15 protein-coding genes are annotated in these 17392 nt (G+C 62.4%); all 15 read right to left on the reverse strand.

The annotated features are described in order from the left end of the window. Positions 1–14: 14 nt before the first annotated feature. Positions 15–914, reverse strand: coding sequence for a site-specific DNA-methyltransferase (locus tag J2X54_RS00630; protein ID WP_310176618.1), 900 nt, complete (start codon positions 912–914; stop codon positions 15–17). Beyond that, the gene (gene hisD, locus J2X54_RS00635) at positions 911–2233 is read right to left on the reverse strand and encodes a histidinol dehydrogenase (protein WP_310176620.1); all 1323 of its coding nucleotides are present in this window, start codon (positions 2231–2233) and stop codon (positions 911–913) included. The genes J2X54_RS00630 and hisD overlap by 4 nt, the downstream gene beginning before the upstream one ends. 16 nt (positions 2234–2249) lie before the next feature. Then, on the reverse strand, positions 2250–2912 hold the full coding sequence (gene hisG / locus J2X54_RS00640) for an ATP phosphoribosyltransferase (RefSeq protein WP_070249875.1): 663 nt from the start codon (positions 2910–2912) through the stop codon (positions 2250–2252). Positions 2913–3060: 148 nt separating this feature from the next. Further along, positions 3061–4311, reverse strand: coding sequence for a UDP-N-acetylglucosamine 1-carboxyvinyltransferase (gene murA, locus J2X54_RS00645; RefSeq protein WP_310176623.1), 1251 nt, complete (start codon positions 4309–4311; stop codon positions 3061–3063). 2 nt (positions 4312–4313) lie between these two features. Continuing rightward, entirely contained in the window at positions 4314–4550 is a 237-nt protein-coding gene (locus tag J2X54_RS00650; protein ID WP_019924129.1) for a BolA family protein, read from the reverse strand. 52 nt (positions 4551–4602) lie between these two features. Beyond that, a complete protein-coding gene (locus J2X54_RS00655; protein WP_070249879.1) occupies positions 4603–5370 on the reverse strand; it encodes an ABC transporter permease in 768 nt (255 codons plus the stop codon). Further along, positions 5367–6281 carry an ABC transporter ATP-binding protein gene (locus J2X54_RS00660; RefSeq protein ID WP_070249881.1) on the reverse strand — a complete coding sequence of 305 codons (915 nt, stop codon included), beginning with the start codon at positions 6279–6281 and terminating at the stop codon, positions 5367–5369. The genes J2X54_RS00655 and J2X54_RS00660 overlap by 4 nt, the downstream gene beginning before the upstream one ends. A 196-nt stretch (positions 6282–6477) precedes the next feature. Next, positions 6478–6828 carry an STAS domain-containing protein gene (locus tag J2X54_RS00665; RefSeq protein ID WP_310176631.1) on the reverse strand — a complete coding sequence of 117 codons (351 nt, stop codon included), beginning with the start codon at positions 6826–6828 and terminating at the stop codon, positions 6478–6480. Between the two features lie 17 nt (positions 6829–6845). Continuing rightward, entirely contained in the window at positions 6846–7496 is a 651-nt protein-coding gene (locus tag J2X54_RS00670) for a phospholipid-binding protein MlaC (RefSeq protein WP_070249885.1), read from the reverse strand. A gap of 42 nt (positions 7497–7538) precedes the next feature. After that, complete coding sequence (locus J2X54_RS00675; protein WP_070249887.1) at positions 7539–8543, reverse strand: VacJ family lipoprotein; 1005 nt, start codon at positions 8541–8543, stop codon at positions 7539–7541. A 3-nt stretch (positions 8544–8546) separates the two neighbouring features. After that, complete coding sequence (mlaD, locus tag J2X54_RS00680) at positions 8547–9014, reverse strand: outer membrane lipid asymmetry maintenance protein MlaD (protein ID WP_070249889.1); 468 nt, start codon at positions 9012–9014, stop codon at positions 8547–8549. Positions 9015–9048: 34 nt separating this feature from the next. Then, the gene (gene mlaE / locus J2X54_RS00685; protein WP_026637700.1) at positions 9049–9837 is read right to left on the reverse strand and encodes a lipid asymmetry maintenance ABC transporter permease subunit MlaE; all 789 of its coding nucleotides are present in this window, start codon (positions 9835–9837) and stop codon (positions 9049–9051) included. Then, positions 9834–10637, reverse strand: coding sequence for an ABC transporter ATP-binding protein (locus tag J2X54_RS00690; RefSeq protein WP_071651670.1), 804 nt, complete (start codon positions 10635–10637; stop codon positions 9834–9836). Before J2X54_RS00690 ends, mlaE begins: the two co-directional genes overlap by 4 nt. Positions 10638–10891: 254 nt before the next feature. Further along, positions 10892–12355, reverse strand: coding sequence for a glutamate synthase subunit beta (locus J2X54_RS00695; RefSeq protein WP_310176643.1), 1464 nt, complete (start codon positions 12353–12355; stop codon positions 10892–10894). Between the two features lie 175 nt (positions 12356–12530). Beyond that, the gene (locus J2X54_RS00700; protein WP_310176645.1) at positions 12531–17279 is read right to left on the reverse strand and encodes a glutamate synthase-related protein; all 4749 of its coding nucleotides are present in this window, start codon (positions 17277–17279) and stop codon (positions 12531–12533) included. Between the last annotated feature and the right edge of the window lie 113 nt (positions 17280–17392).

The following is a 17392-nucleotide window of genomic DNA, read 5'->3' on the forward strand; positions in this document are numbered from 1 at the left end:
GATGGGGCTCCTGTCTAGACTGCGGTTGAAAGTCGTTTGGCGGCCGGCTTGGGTTTGGCGGCGGCGATTTTTTTGGGTGTGGCTTTGGGTGGTGCTTTGGGTGCGGCCTTGGCGGCGGGTTTCCTCGGCGCCGGCTTTTTTTTCACCACCGGCGGCAAGTCCAGCGCCGCCAGGCGTTCATCGATGATGGCGCAGTAATCGGGATTGAGTTCGAAGCCGACGAAGCTGCGCCCGCAGCGCTTGGCGGCGATTGCGGTCGTGCCGCTGCCCATGAACAGGTCGAGCACCACGCCGTCGGGCGGGCACGAAGCCTTGACCATGCGCTCGATGATTTCCAGCGGCTTCTGGGTCGGGTGGTCGGCGCGCTCGGGATGCTCGCGGTGCAGGCGCGACACACTCCACAAATCCTTGGGGTTGTAGCCCACTTCGAGCCACTTGGCGCCGATGAAGATCGAGCGCGAACGCGCCTTTTTCGTTTCGGCGTCGTACGCGATGCGCACGGCGTCGAGGTCGAAATAATAGTCCTTGCGGCGCACGAAAAAGCCGATGGTGTCGTGCACCGACGAAAAGCTGCGCACGCTGCCGCCCATCGACGGCACGCGGCGGTCCCAGATAATCTCGTTCATCATCGTCATGCGCTTTTTCAGCAGCACGAAGATCTCGGGCGAGAAGCGCCACGTCAAAAAGATGTACAGGCTGCCGTTGGGCTTGAGCTTGGGCAGCGCGGCGTCGATCCACTGCTCGGTCCAGCGCAGGTAGTCGTCGACCGTCTGCTGGTCGGAGGCATTGCCGTAATCCTTGCCCAGGTTGTACGGCGGGTCGGTCAGAATCAGGTCGATGGAACCGTCGGGGATGCGCGCCAGCCCGGACAGAGCATCCTCGCAGAAGACCTGGTTGAGCCACTGGTCGGTCATTGGGCTTTCAACCTCAATTCGGCGCTGCGGGCGTGCGCCTGCAAGCCTTCGCCATAGGCCAGTTCGGCCGCGATCTTGCCCAGGGTCTGGGCGCCCGCTTCGCTCACGTGGATGATCGACGAGCGCTTCTGGAAGTCGTACACGCCCAGCGGCGACGAGAAGCGCGCAGTGCGCGACGTGGGCAGCACGTGGTTCGGGCCGCAGCAGTAGTCGCCCAGCGACTCCGACGAGAAGCGGCCCAGGAACATGGCGCCCGCGTGGCGGATTTTATCGGCCCACTGCTGCGGGTCTTCGGCCGAGATTTCCAGGTGCTCGGCCGCGATGCTGTTGGCGATCGCGCACGCTTCCTCCATGTCGCGCACCTTGACCAGCGCACCACGGTCGGTGAGCGAGGTGCGAATCGTGTCCTGGCGCGGCATGGTCGGCAGCAGTTTTTCGATGCTCGCTGCCACCCGGGCGATGTAGTCGGCGTCCGGGCACAGCATGATCGCCTGCGCCAGTTCGTCGTGCTCGGCCTGCGAGAACAGGTCCATCGCCACCCAGTCCGGGTCGGTGGTGCCGTCGCAGATCACCAGGATTTCCGACGGACCGGCAATCATGTCGATGCCGACGATGCCGAACACGCGACGCTTGGCGGCAGCGACATACGCGTTGCCAGGACCGACGATCTTGTCGACCGGCTGTATCGTCTCGGTGCCGTGCGCCAGGGCAGCCACCGCCTGCGCGCCGCCGATGGTGATCACGCGCGTCACGCCGGCAATGGCGGCGGCAGCGAGCACCATCTGGTTCTTCACGCCGTCCGGCGTGGGCACGACCATGATGATTTCCTGCACGCCCGCGACGTGGGCGGGAATGGCGTTCATCAGCACCGACGACGGGTACGCCGCCTTGCCGCCCGGAACGTAGATGCCCACGCGGTCCAGTGGCGTGACTTTCTGGCCGAGGACGGTGCCGTCAGGCTCGGTGTAGGTAAAGCCGTTGAGTTCCTGCTTTTGCCGTTCGTGGAACACGCGGATGCGCTGCGCAGCCACGTTCAGGGCGTCGCGCTGGGCGGCAGGGATCGACCCCAGCGCTGCCTGCAGTTCGTCCTGGCCGATGTCGAAGGCGGCCATGCTGGCGGCGCCGCCGTTGGGAATGCGGTCGAAGCGGTTGGTGTATTCGAGCACGGCGGCGTCGCCGCGCGCCTTGACGTCGGCCAGGATGCCGGCGACGGCGCGCTCGATCGCCTCATCGGTGCCTGCTTCAAATGCCAGCAAGGTGTCCAGGGACTTTTTGAAATCGGCTTGGGTGGAATCGAGCTTGGTAATTTGAATCGACATGATGGCTTCCAGATTGTTATTTTTTGGCCGCGCGCTCGAACGCTTCGAGGATCGGCTGCAAACGCTGTCGCTTGAGCTTTAACGCCGCCTGGTTGACGATCAGGCGCGACGAGATATCCATGATCGCTTCCACTTCCACCAGGTCGTTGGCGCGCAGCGTGTTGCCGGTGCTGACCACGTCCACGATGGCGTCGGACAGGCCGACCAGCGGCGCCAGTTCCATCGAACCATACAGCTTGATCAGATCGACGTGCACGCCCTTCTTGGCGAAGTGCTCGCGCGCGGTCTGCACGAACTTGGTGGCCACGCGCAGGCGCGCGCCCTGGCGCACGGCGGTCTCGTAGTCGAAACCGTTTTTCACCGCCACCGACATGCGGCAGGCGGCGATATTGAGGTCGATCGGCTGGTACAGGCCTTCGCCGCCATGCTCGAGCAGCACATCCTTGCCGGCCACGCCGAAGTCCGCCGCACCGTGCTGCACATAGGTCGGCACGTCGGTGGCGCGCACGATCAGCACGCGCACGCCGGGGTCGTTGGTGGCCAAAATCAGCTTGCGCGAGGTTTCCGGATTTTCGGTGACGGTAATGCCGGCCGCTTCCAGCAGTGGCAGGGTGTCGTCGAAAATGCGGCCCTTGGACAGGGCGAGGATCAGTTGCTGGTTGTCTTGAAATGCACTCATGGTACTTCCAGAATTAGTTATCATCCGATCCGTCATTCCCGCTAAAGCGGGAATCCATACTTCGGATGCTCAGCATGAACTCCCGCTTTCGCGGGAGTGACGGTGCTTGGTGCACGGGTGTCAATGACGACAGTGGCTGCATAGCGCCTTACTTGATGCGCCGAATATTGGCACCCACCGCCGACAGTTTCACTTCCATCTGGTCGTAACCACGATCGAGGTGATAGATGCGGTCGATCAGCGTCTCGCCTCGGGCGGCCATGGCGGCGATCACCAGCGATGCGGACGCACGCAAGTCGGTCGCCATCACCGGCGCGCCAACCAACTGCTCGACGCCCTTGATGAAGGCGGTGTTGCCGTCGGTCTCGATGGCCGCGCCCAGGCGGTTCATCTCCTGCACGTGCATGAAGCGGTTTTCGAAAATGGTTTCGGTCACACGGCTGGCGCCATCGGCCACCGTGTTGACCGCCATGAACTGCGCCTGCATGTCGGTGGGAAAGCCCGGATATTCGGTGGTGCGGAACGTGACCGGGTGCGGGCGCTGGTCCATGCGCGCACGGATCCAGGTGTCGCCGATGGTCAGCTGCAGGCCCATTTCGCGCAGCTTGTCGAGCGCGGCGTCCATGATGTCCACGCGCGTGTTGCGGATCGAGATATCGCCGCCGGTGGCAGCGACCGCGCACAGGAAGGTCGCCGCTTCGATGCGGTCGGAGATCACCGCGTGCTTGGCGCCATGCAGCTCGGCCACGCCCTGGATCACCAGGCGGTTGCTGCCGATACCTTCGATCTTGGCGCCCATGGCCACCAGCAGGTTGGCGAGATCCGTCACTTCCGGCTCGCAGGCGGCGTTTTCCAGCACGGTCTCGCCGTCGGCCAGCGTCGCTGCCATCAAGAGGTTCTCGGTGCCGGTGACGGTGATCATGTCGGTGACGATGCGCGCGCCCTTGAGTTTGGCGCACTTGGCGTAGATGTAGCCGGCCTCGATGGTGATCTCGGCGCCCATCGCCTGCAGGCCCTTGATGTGCTGATCGACCGGACGCGAACCGATGGCGCAGCCACCCGGCAGCGACACCTTGGCCTGGCCGAAGCGCGCCAGCAGGGGACCCAGCACCAGGATCGACGCGCGCATGGTTTTCACCAGTTCATACGGCGCTTCGAGCTTGTCGATGGCGCTGCCGTTGAGGGTGACCTTGTCGTTGTCCTGGCTGACCTTCAAGCCGGTCTGGCCCAGCAGTTTCAGGATCGTGGCCACGTCGTGCAGGTGCGGCACGTTGGACAACTCGACGTCGCCGGACGTCAGCAGGCCGGCGCACAAAATCGGCAGCGCGGCGTTCTTGGCGCCGGAAATCGTGATGTCGCCGTGCAGGCGATTACCGCCTTGAATGAGGAGCTTGTCCATGCTTAGCCTTGGTATTCTTCGGGAGTGAGGGTTTTCATCGACAGCGCGTGGATTTCTTCGCGCATGCGGTCGCCCAGCGCGGCGTACACCAGCTGGTGACGCTGGATCGGTCGCTTGCCGGCAAACGCCGGCGAGACGATGATGGCCTGGAAGTGCTGGCCGTCGCCGTCCACTTCGAGGTGCGTGCATTCGAGGCCGGCCGAGATATAGCCGTGGATCAGTTCTGGAGTGGTAGCCATGATGGGGTCCTGTGTTAAATCTGTTATCTGTATTTGACGCATAGTGTTGCGCTCAGTGCCGCTGCCAGTAGCTGCTGCGCAGCATGCGCAGCGCCGCCAGCGACAGCACCACCAGGAAGCCCGAAACAATGGCCAGGCTGGCCCAGGGGTTGGTGTCGGACTGGCCGAAGAAACCGTAGCGGAAGCCGTCGATCATGTAGAAGAACGGGTTCAGGTGCGACACAGTGAACCAGAACGGCGGCAGCGAATTAATCGAGTAGAACACGCCCGACAGGAACGTCAGCGGCATGATCAAAAAGTTCTGGAACGCGGCCAGCTGGTCGAATTTTTCGGCCCAGATGCCGGCGATCAGGCCCATGGTGCCGAGGATGGCGGCGCCCAGCAGCGCAAAGGCGGCAATCCACAGCGGCGCCGAAAAGCTCATGTGGGCAAACCACGCGGTCACCGCAAACACGCCCAGGCCCACGGCCAGGCCGCGCACCATGGCCGCAATCACGTACGCCGAGAAGATCTCCCAGTGCGACAGGGGCGTGAGCAGCACGAACACCAGGTTGCCGGTGATTTTCGACTGGATCAGCGACGACGACGAATTGGCAAAGGCGTTTTGCAGCACGCTCATCATCACCAGGCCGGGAATCAGGAACGACGTGTAGCTCACGCCTTCGTACACCTGCACCCGGCCCTCCAATACGTGGCCGAAGATCAGCAGGTACAGCATGGCGGTCAGGATCGGTGCTGCCACGGTTTGGGTGGCGACCTTCCAGAAGCGCAGCGTCTCTTTGTAGACCAGGGTGCGGAAGCCGCTCGAGATAAAATTCATAACGTGCCCTTGTCCATGATTTGCAGGAATATGTCTTCGAGGTCGGCCTGTTGCAGCTGCATCTCGTCGATCACGGCGCCCGACTCGCGCAAGCGCGCCAGGATACCTTCCACTTCCGCATACTCGTTGATGCGCAGGCTGTACTTGCGGCCATGGTCGGAAGTCTCTGCGTGCGTGACCAGGTGGCGCAGCTCGTCCGGCAGGTCGCCGGCCGTCATGTTGACGATCAGCTGCGAACCGGAAATGCGGCGGATCAGCGCGGCCATCGAGTCGAGCGCGACGATCTTGCCGCTCTTGAGCATGGCCACGCGCTTGCACATGGCCTGCGCTTCTTCCAGGTAGTGGGTGGTGAGGACCACGGTGTGGCCTTCGCGGTTCAGGCGCGAGATGAACTTCCACAGCGTCTGGCGCAGTTCCACGTCCACGCCGGCGGTCGGTTCGTCGAGCACGATCACGGGCGGCTTGTGCACCAGCGCCTGCGCCACCAGCACGCGGCGCTTCATGCCGCCCGACAGCGCGCGCATATTGGTGTCGGCCTTGTTGGTCAGGTCGAGGTTGTGCATCACCTCGTCGATCCAGGGGTCGTTATTGGGCAGACCGAAGTAGCCCGACTGCAGGCGCAGCGTTTCGCGCACGGTGAAGAACGGGTCGAACACCAGTTCCTGCGGCACCACGCCGAGCTTGCGGCGCGCCTCGCGGAAGTCGCCGGTGACGTCGTGGCCGTGGATGGTGACCGTGCCGGCATCGGGCCGGATCAGGCCGGCGATGATGGAAATCAGGGTGGTCTTGCCGGCGCCGTTGGGGCCCAGCAGGCCGAAAAACTCGCCCTCCTCGATGGTGAGCGACACGCCGCCCAGCGCCTGGAGCGACTTGTAGCGCTTTTCGACATTCGTTATTTGGATCGCTGACATTCTAGACTTTACGTTGTGCGGCGGCAGGGCCGGCGCTGAGTGCCCGCCACGGGCCAAAACGGCGCGCGGCGGTGGTACAGGGCGCCACAGCACTGTGGCTGCGGCAACGTTCAATTATAGGGGAAATCTGAGTCGGTCGAACCGGACCGGCGGTATTACAAGGGCAACACAGGGGTACGACGGGGCGGAGCGGGGGTCAATGATGGTGGTGCTGGTCGGCAGGCGCGACGGCCGGGGCGACGGAGGTGCAATCTTGTTCTTCTTCCTGACCGGGGAACACCAGGCCGCATACCCCATAGAGCTTGGTCAGGTTTTTCAGCGACGCAGGCAGGTTGTGCAACATCAGCTGCACCCCGGCTTCGCGCGCGGCGCGCTGCCAGGACAGCAGCACCGACACGGCCACCGAATCGACCGAGGTAACGTTGCTCAAATCAAACGCCTGCTGGCCAGCCTTGATGGCGGCCAGGCCGCGCTCTTGCGCCGCAGTGGCGTTGAGCACGGTCAGGGACGTGAGCGATTGCAGGTTGTCGGTCGATTCGGCGGTCATGGCGTGTACTTGGTTACTTACTTAGCTGGCGTGGCGGGATTGGCTTTGAGGGGCTTGCTGGCCAGCGACTTGTTCTTGTCGGCCAGGGTCTTGATCAGGCCATCGATGCCACCCTTGTTGATCTCGGACGTGAACGTACCTTTGTAGGTTTCAACCAGCCAGGCGCCCATGACGTTGATGTCATAGATTTTCCAGCTGTCGCCAGCCTTGGCCACGCGGTAGTTCAGCAGGACCGGATCGCCACGGGTCATGTTCACTTGCGAACGCACTTCGACGTCGGTGTCGGCCGCATCGGCGCGCATCGGCTTGAAGGTGATGGTTTCGTTCTTGATCTGCGACAGCGCGCCCGAGTACGTGTACACCAGCAGCGTGCGGAACTGTTCCGACAGCGCTTTCTGTTGCTCAGGGGTGGCCTGGCGCCAGAAGCGGCCGGCCGCCAGCGCGGTCATGCGGTTCGAATCGACGTACGGCAGGATCTTGGTTTCGACCAGGGCCATGATTTTTTGCTGGTTGCCGGACTGGATGTCCTTGTCGGCCTTGGCAGTGTTGATCACGTCTTCGCTGATGCGCTTGACCAGCGCGTCAGGCGCCTCGGCCGCTTGCGCGGTCGCGGTAAAGCCCATCGTTGCCACAGCGGCGACTGCTAACAGTTTTTTAATCAGGTTCATCGTTTATCTACCTTTGGTGAGTTCTTCGGGTCACCGGCTGGCTCAGTTCGCAGCCGGTGTACCGGAGTTTAACGCGTTGGGGGCGGATTCCGCTGACACGGTTGGCGAAGTTTCCACTGGAGCAACAGTTGCGACTGCGGTGGCAGGGGCAACGGCGGCGGTTTCAGCGGTGGTCGCGGGTGCAACAGGTGCGACAGGTGCTGCATCAGCTTGCGGCGGCGTCGTGGGCGCGGCGGCCGGCGCCGGCTCGGCAGCAGGCGCTGGCGTCACTGGCGTAGCCGGCACAGCTTGCGGATCGGCAGCTGGCTTGGCGCCGTCGTCTTCACCGTAAGGATCGTCGTTCTGCTTTTTCTTGCGCGGATTGCCGTCAGGGAAGACCTGGCTTTCGCGGCGTTGCAGGTAGCCGTCGCGCAGGAACACGTAGCGGTCGAGCGCAGCGTCTTCGAACAGCGAACCGGCGTCGAGCAGGCTGGCGCGGGTGTCGATCAGGTTGATGCCGGTGCCGATGTTGCGCACATTGGTCGGATCCTTGTAGCGCCAGATATTGCCAGCGAAGTCGGCCGGCAGCGCCACGGTGTCACGCACGGTGGACGGTCCCAGGATCGGCAACACCAGGTAAGGGCCCGATTCCAGGCCCCACACGCCCAGGGTCTGGCCGAAGTCTTCCTTGTGCTTCTCCAGGCCTGCCGGGGTGGCGATGTCGAACAGGCCCAGGATACCGAGCGTGGAGTTCAGCGCGAAGCGGGTGATATCGGTCATGCCGTCGCCGCCCTTGCCTTGCAGCAGGTTGTTGACGCCGCTCCAGGCATCGGAGATGTTGCCGAAGAAGTTGCCCACGCCGGTTTGCACGAACGACGGCGTAACGTCGCGGTAGACGGTGGCCACCGGTTTCAACGCATAGGTATCGACCTTGTCGTTGAAGGTGAACATGGCGCGGTTATAGCTTTCGTACGGGTCGCGCGGGTTGGGACCGGCGCAGCCAGCCAGCATCATCGCGGTACCCAGCACCAGCGCGGCGGTGCGCAGCGAGGTTTTATTGGTCTTCATTGATTATTCCTTTTTACCGTCGGCAGCCTTGCTGTAGATGAACTGATTGATCAGGTCTTCCAGCACGGCAGCCGATTGGGTCCTTGCGATTTTGTCTCCGGCAACCAGGTTTTTCTCGTCGCCGCCAGCTTCGATGCCTACATATTGCTCACCCAACAGGCCTGCCGTCAGAATCTTCGCCGAGCTGTCTTTCGGGAAGTTATAGCCTTCATCCATGTTCAAGGTCACCAGCGCCTGGTACGTCTTGTCGTCGAAACTGATGTCGCCCACGCGGCCGATGACCACGCCCGACGCCTTGACGGCCGCTTGCGGACGCAGGCTGCCGATGTTGTCGAACTTGGCGGTAATCGCGTAGGTTTTACCGAAGGACAAAGAGCCGGTATTACTTGCTTTTAACACCAGAAACATCAGTGCGGCCACGCCGATGACGATAAACAGGCCGACCCAGACATCCAGAGATTTGCGTTGCATAACTATCCTCGTTTAATTCCGTTTTATCTTACAACTATTTGCTGAACATCAGCGCCGTCAACATGAAGTCCAGCCACCAGACCATCAGCGACGAGATCACGACCGTGCGGGTGGTGGCGCGGGCCACGTCTTCCGGGGTCGGACGCGCCTGGTAACCCTGGTACAGCGCGATGAAAGTGATGGCCACGCCGAACACGATGCTCTTGACGAAGCCGTTGAGCACGTCCTTGAACAGGTCCACGCCGCCCTGCATCTGCGACCAGAAAGCGCCCTCGTCGACGCCGATCAGCTGCACGCCGACCAGGTAACCGCCCATCACGCCGACTGCACTGAATACCGACGCCAGCAGCGGCACCGAGATCACGCCGGCCCAGAAACGCGGCGCCAGCACGCGCTGGATCGGATTGACTGCCATCATTTCCATGGCCGACAGTTGCTCACCCGCCTTCATCAGGCCGATTTCGGCCGTCAGCGAGGTACCGGCGCGGCCGGCAAACAGCAGCGCGGTGATCACCGGTCCCAGTTCGCGCGTCAGGCCGAGTGCCACCAGCAGGCCCAGCGATTGCTCGGCGCCGTACTTATTGAGCGTGTAGTAACCCTGCAAGCCCAGCACCATGCCGACGAACAGGCCGGACAGGGTAATGATGACCATCGAGTAGTTACCAATGAAGTGCAGCTGCTCGACCAGCAGGTGCGGCCGGCGGAAAATCAGGCCCGGCGACAGGCGCAGGATTTCAAAAAAGGTACGCGCAGCGAAGCCGATGCCCTCGACGAAATCGCGCAGCGGCGCGCCGAGTTTCGACAACAAATTTCTTACACTCATGCTTTGACTCCCAGGCCAAGGTCGTCGGCCAGGGATTTGCCGGGATAGTGGAACGGCACCGGTCCATCCGCTTCCGCGTTGACGAACTGGTGCACATACGGGTCGGTGGAGGCCATCATGTCGGCCGGCGTGCCGTGCGCGACGATTTTGCCCTGCGACAGGAAATACACGTAGTCGGCAATCGCGAAGCACTCCTTGACGTCGTGCGACACCAGCACCGAGGTCGAACCGAGGGCGGTATTCAGATTGCGGATCAGGTTGGCGGTCACGCCCATCGAGATCGGGTCGAGGCCGGCAAACGGCTCGTCGTACATGATCAGTTCGGGGTCGAGCGCGATCGAGCGCGCCAGCGCCACGCGGCGCGCCATGCCGCCGGAGATTTCTCCGGGCTTCAAGGCAGCGGCATTGCGCAGGCCCACGGCGTGCAGCTTCATCAGCACCAGGTTGCGGATCAGTTCTTCCGGCAGGTCGGTGTGCTCGCGCAACGGGAAGGCGACGTTTTCGTACACGGTGAGGTCGGTAAACAGCGCGCCATGCTGGAACAGCATGCCCATCTTGCGGCGCAGAAGGTACAAGCCGGCGGTATTGAGCTTGTGCACCACTTGGCCTTGCACCTTGACCTGGCCCTTGCGCGGGATGAGCTGGCCACCGATCAGGCGCAACACCGTGGTCTTGCCGCTACCCGAACCGCCCATGACTGCGATCACTTTTCCACGTGGGAAATCCATGCTCAGCCCGGACAGGATGGCTCGCTTTCCATACGAGAAATGTAAATCGCGAATTTCGACTAGATTGGACACGACGGAACTCTTTATTTTTTGATGCCGTATTGTAGTGCAGAAAGGTCAATCCTTGCTGGAAGCACCTCCGTTCGACGCAAAGGGACGGACGATGTACCGCCGATAATACAACACTACTGAATCCAAAGTCAGCAATTTACATGAGGCATGCTTTGTTACATGGTGCGGCGCATCATCGGCGGCTATAAAAAAACCGGGAGGCACGGGGATTGCCCGCCCGCTCCCGGGTTGAAATCGAGGCCTTGCGGCCGTGATCAGCGTGGCAGTTCGGAGCTGCCCATCAGGAATTCATCGACTGCGCGCGCGCACTGGCGGCCTTCGCGGATCGCCCACACCACCAGCGACTGGCCGCGGCGCACGTCGCCTGCAGCAAATACCTTGGCCGACGACGTCTTGTAACAGCCTTCGCCGTCGGTGGTGGCCTTGGCGTTGCCGCGTGCATCTTTTTCCACGCCGAAGGCGTCGAGGATATTGGCGACCGGCGAGACAAAACCCATGGCCAGGAACACCAGGTCGGACTTCATCTCGAATTCCGAGTTCGGCACTTCGGCCATCTTGCCGTCTTTCCACTCGACGCGGCAGGCGATCAGGCGCTCGACCTTGCCGCCCTTGCCTTCGAGGCGCTTGGTGGCCACGGCCCAGTCGCGCTCGCAACCTTCGTCGTGCGACGACGAAGTACGCAGCTTGGTCGGCCAGTACGGCCAGACCAGCGGCTTGTTTTCCTGCTCCGGCGGCATCGGCATCAGTTCGAACTGGGTGACCGAGGCGGCGCCCTGGCGGTTCGAGGTGCCGACGCAGTCGGAACCGGTATCGCCGCCGCCGATCACGACCACGTGCTTGCCGGTAGCCTTGATCTGATCCTTGACCTTGTCACCGGCATTGATCTTGTTTTGCTGGGGCAGGAAGTCCATGGCGAAATGCACGCCCTTGAGCTCTCGGCCCGGCACCGGCAGGTCGCGCGGCTGCTCGGCACCGCCGGCCAGGACCACGGCGTCGAATTCTTTTTCCAGGTCTTCAGGGAAAATGGTTTCCTTGGCCCAGTTGTTGACGTTGGCCGGGAAATCCTTGCCGATCAACACGCTGGTGCGGAACACCACGCCTTCGGCCTCCATCTGCTTGATGCGGCGGTCGATGTGCGACTTTTCCATCTTGAAGTCCGGGATGCCATAACGCAGCAGGCCGCCGGCGCGGTCCGATTTTTCGAACACGGTGACCGCGTGGCCGGCACGCGCCAGCTGCTGGGCAGCAGCCAGGCCGGCAGGACCGGAACCGACGACGGCAACCTTCTTGCCGGTCTGGTGCGCCGCAGGCAGCGGCACGACCCAGCCGTGTTCCCAGCCTTCGTCGATGATCTTGTGCTCGATCGACTTGATGCCGACCGGATCTTCGCTGATGCCCAGGGTACAGGCCGATTCGCACGGCGCCGGGCAGATGCGGCCGGTGAACTCGGGGAAGTTGTTGGTCGAATGCAGCGTGTCCAGCGCTTCACGGTAGTTGCCGCGATAGACCAGGTCATTCCAGTCGGGGATGATGTTGTTGACCGGGCAGCCGTTGTTGCAGAACGGGATGCCGCAATCCATGCAGCGCGCGCCCTGCACCTTGGCTTGCTCGTTGGTCAGGGGAATGACGAACTCGGCGTAGTTTTTCAAACGCGTCGCAGCTGGCAGATAGCCTTCTTCCTGACGCTGGAATTCCATGAAACCGGTGATTTTACCCACGATTAAATCCTCTTTATTCTGTTGTGCCCCGGAACCGCCGCTCCGTCATTCCCGCGCAGGCGGGAATCCATAGAAAGCTGGCGCTGAGCAACCGTTCTATGGATCCCCGCCTTTGCGGGGATGACGACTTTTCGGCTAACGATCCGTTGAGCTATCGAAATTAATGGCTACCGGTTTAAGCTGCCACCGGCTGCACCACCGCCGTCGCGTTCGCCACGTCTTCCGCCATCTCGGCCAGCACGCGCTTGTATTCGCTCGGGAATACCTTGACGAACTTGCTGCGGCTGTCGGCCCAGTTGTCGAGCAACAGGCGGGCACGGGTGCTGCCGGTGTGCTTGAAGTGGCGCTCGATCAAGCGCTTCAGGATCGCTTCGTCCGACTCGCGGCCCAGGTCCTTGTGCAGCACGTGGTAGGTCGCCGTGTCGGCCGACTGTTCCTTGCTGCTCAGCACGCGCTCCAGGGTCACCATTGCCGTGTTGCAACGCGATTCGAAGTCGCCGTCCGGGTCGTACACGTAGGCGATACCGCCCGACATGCCGGCTGCAAAGTTGCGGCCGGTGGCGCCCAGCACCACCACGGTGCCGCCGGTCATGTATTCGCAACCGTGGTCGCCGGTGCCTTCGACAATGGCCGTGGCGCCCGAGTTGCGCACCGCGAAACGCTCACCGGCCACGCCGTTGAAGAACGCTTCGCCGCTGATCGCGCCGTACAACACGGTATTGCCGACGATGATGTTGTTGACCGCCCAGCCACGGAACTCGGTGTTCGGACGCACGATGATGCGGCCGCCCGACAAGCCCTTGCCCACGTAGTCATTACCTTCACCGACCAGGTCGATGGTGATGCCGTGCGCCAGGAACGCGCACGCCGACTGGCCGGCCGTGCCTTGCAGCTGGATGTGGATGGTGTCGTCCGGCAAGCCGGCGTGGCCGTAACGCTTGGCCACTTCGCCCGACAGCATGGTGCCGACCGTGCGGTTGACGTTGCGCACCGGCGAGATGAACGACACGCGCTCGCCTTTTTCCAGCGCGCCCTTCGCTTGCGCAATCAGCTTGTGATCGAGCGCCTTGTCCAGGCCATGATCCTGGTCCATGGTGTGGAAGATCGATTGACCGTTCTGCACTTCCGGCTGGTGGAAGATGTTGGTGAAGTCCAGGCCCTTGGCCTTCCAGTGCGAGATCGCTTTCGATTTGTCGAGCAGGTCGACGCGGCCGATCAGTTCGTCGTAGGTGCGGATGCCCAGCTGCGCCATCAGTTGACGCGCTTCTTCGGCGACGAAGAAGAAGTAGTTGACCACGTATTCCGGCTTGCCCGAGAACTTGGCGCGCAGGACCGGGTCTTGCGTGGCCACGCCCACCGGGCAGGTGTTCAGGTGGCATTTGCGCATCATGATGCAGCCTTCGACCACCAGCGGCGCCGTGGCAAAGCCGATTTCGTCGGCGCCGAGCATGGCGGCAATCACCACGTCGCGGCCGGTACGCATCTGGCCATCGGCCTGCACCCGTATCCGCGACCGCAAGCCGTTCAGCACCAGGGTCTGCTGCGTTTCCGCCAGGCCCAGTTCCCACGGCGTGCCGGCGTGTTTCACCGACGACAGTGGCGAAGCACCGGTACCGCCGTCGTGGCCGGCCACCACCACGTGGTCGGCCTTGGCTTTCGTGACGCCGGCGGCGACGGTGCCGATACCGACTTCCGAGACCAGCTTGACCGAGATCGAGGCGCGCGGGTTGGCGTTTTTCAGATCGTGGATCAGCTGCGCCAGGTCTTCGATCGAGTAGATGTCGTGGTGCGGCGGCGGGGAAATCAGGCCCACGCCCGGCACCGAGAAGCGCAAGGTGGCGATGTATTCCGACACTTTATGGCCTGGCAGCTGGCCGCCCTCGCCCGGCTTGGCGCCTTGCGCCATCTTGATCTGGATCTGGTCGGCCGAGTTCAGGTAAGCGGCAGTCACGCCGAAACGGCCCGACGCCACCTGCTTGATGCGCGAACGCAGCGAGTCGCCTTCCTGCAAGGCGATGTCCACCACCATCTGTTCCTTGCCCATGACCGAGGCCATGGTCTCGCCCTGCTTGATCTTGATGCCTTTCAATTCCTGGGTATAGCGCGATGGATCTTCGCCGCCTTCGCCGGTGTTGCTCTTGCCGCCGATGCGGTTCATGGCCACCGCCAGCGTGGCGTGCGCTTCGGTCGAGATCGAACCCATCGACATGGCGCCGGTCGCGAAGCGCTTGACGATTTCCTTGGCCGGCTCCACTTCGTCGAGCGCAATCGCCTTGCTTGGATCGATCTTGAACTCGAACATGCCGCGCAGGGTCAGGTGACGACGGCTCTGGTCGTTGATGATTTGCGCGTATTCCTTGTAGCTCGAGAAGTTGTTGGCGCGCGTCGAGTGCTGCAGCTTGGCGATCGCGTCCGGCGTCCACAGGTGGTCTTCGCCACGCACGCGGAACGCGTATTCGCCGCCCGCATCGAGGTTGTTGGCCAGCACAGGATCGTTGCCAAAGGCCAGTGCATGCAGGCGCAGCGCTTCTTCCGCCACTTCGAACACGCCGATGCCTTCCACGTTCGACGACGTGCCCTTGAAGTACTTGTTTACCAGCGACTTGTTCAGGCCCACCGCTTCGAAGATCTGCGCGCCGCAGTACGACATATAAGTGGAGATGCCCATCTTCGACATCACCTTCATCAAGCCCTTGCCCACGGCCTTGGTGAAGTTGTAGATCGCTTTTTCGCCCGACAGGTCGCCCGGCATGCCGTGCGCCAGCTCGATCAGGGTTTCCATCGCCAGGTACGGGTGGATCGCTTCGGCGCCGTAGCCGGCCAGCAGCGCGAAGTGGTGGGTTTCACGGGCCGAGCCGGTCTCCACCACCAGGCCGGTGGACGCGCGCAAGCCCTTGCTCACCAGGTGCTGGTGGATGGTCGACGTTGCCAGCAGCGCGGGAATCGCCACGCGGTCCGGACCGATGGTGCGGTCCGATACCACCAGGATGTTGTGGCCCGATTTGACGGCATCGACCGCTTCCGCGCACAGCGAGGCCAGGCAGGCCTCGATGCCTTCCTTGCCCCACGACAGCGGGTAGCAGATGCTCAGCTCGTAGGACTTGAACTTGCCGCCCGTGTGCAGGCTGATGTTGCGCAGGCGCTCCATGTCGTCGAAGCCCAGAATCGGCTGCGACACTTCGAGGCGCATCGGCGGGTTGACGTTGTTGGTGTCGAGCAGGTTGGGCTTGGGACCGATGAACGACACCAGCGACATCACCATCGCTTCGCGGATCGGATCGATCGGCGGGTTGGTCACCTGCGCGAACAGCTGCTTGAAGTAGTTATATAACGGCTTCAGTTTGTTGGACATCACCGCCAGCGGCGAGTCGTTGCCCATCGAACCGGTCGCTTCCTCGCCGGCGGCAGCCATCGGCGCCATCAGGAATTTCAGGTCTTCCTGGGTGTAGCCGAATGCCTGCTGGCGGTCCAGCAGAGACGGCACGGCTTTTTCGCCCTGTGCCGGCGCAGCGGTCACGGTCGTGCCCGCACCGTACTTGGCGCGGTTGTGCGCCAGCTGGCTTTCGCTGAGCTTGATTTCGTTGAGCTTGATGCGCACCGCGTTGATCCACGCCTTGTACGGCTTGGCGTTGGCGTAGGTGTCTTTCAGTTCCTTGTCGTCGATGATGCGGCCCGCTTCGAGGTCGATCAGGAACATCTTGCCCGGTTGCAAACGCCATTTCTGGATGATCTTCGACTCGGGAATCGGCAGCACGCCCGATTCCGACGCCATCACCACCAGGTCGTCGTCGGTGACGATGTAGCGGGCCGGACGCAAACCGTTGCGGTCCAGGGTGCCGCCGATGTAACGGCCGTCGGTGAAGGCCATGGCGGCCGGGCCGTCCCACGGTTCCATCATGGCGGCGTGATATTCGTAGAACGCGCGGCGATTGTCGTCCATCGTGCCGTGATTTTCCCACGCTTCCGGGATCATCATCATCATGGCCTGGGCCAGTGGATAACCTGCCATCAACAGCAGTTCGAGCGCGTTGTCGAAGCAGGCGGTGTCGGACTGGCCTTCGTAAATCAACGGGAACAGCTTCTGCAGGTCGTCGCCCAGTACGGCCGACTTCATCACGCCTTCGCGCGCGCGCATCCAGTTGAAGTTGCCCTTGACGGTGTTGATCTCGCCGTTGTGGGCGATCAGGCGGTACGGGTGGGCCAGCGGCCACTCGGGGAAGGTGTTGGTGGAGAAACGCTGGTGCACCAGCGCCAGCGCGGACACGCAACGCGCATCCTGCAGGTCTTTATAGTACACGCCCACCTGGTCGGCCAGCAGCAAGCCCTTGTACACGATGGTACGGGCCGACATCGAGGTGACGAAGAATTCCTTACCGTGGATCAGGTTCAGCGCCTGGATCGCGTGGCCCGACGATTTGCGGATCACGTACAGTTTGCGCTCGAGCGCGTCGGTGACCATGATGTCGGCGCCACGGCCGATGAAGATCTGGCGGATCACCGGCTCTTTATCACGCACGGTCGGCGACATCGGCATGTCGATATCGACCGGCACGTTGCGCCAGCCCAGCAAGACCTGGCCTTCGGCGCGCACTGCGCGCTCGATTTCCTGTTCGCAAGCGATGCGCGAGGCGTTTTCCTTCGGCAGGAACACCATGCCCACGCCGTACTCGCCCGGAGGCGGCAGTTCCACGCCCTGCTTGGCCATCTCGTCGCGGTAGTACTGGTCCGGGATCTGGATCAGGATGCCGGCGCCGTCGCCCATCAGCGGGTCGGCCCCGACCGCACCGCGGTGGTCGATGTTTTTCAGGATCATCAGGCCCTGCTCGACGATGGAGTGACTCTTGTTACCCTTGATGTGGGCGACGAATCCGACGCCGCAGGCATCGTGTTCATTGGATGGATCGTACAGACCTTGGGCTTTCATGGTGCTCTCCACTGGCAGATTGGCTATGAGAATGGAGAGTAGAACAATCCCACACAAAAAACAATGACAATAATTAGGGTCGGAGTCGAATTAAAATATTGAATATGCCTAGA

It is taken from the genome of Duganella sp. 3397, assembly GCF_031456625.1.
GTDB classification, from domain to species: domain Bacteria; phylum Pseudomonadota; class Gammaproteobacteria; order Burkholderiales; family Burkholderiaceae_D; genus Rugamonas; species Rugamonas phyllosphaerae.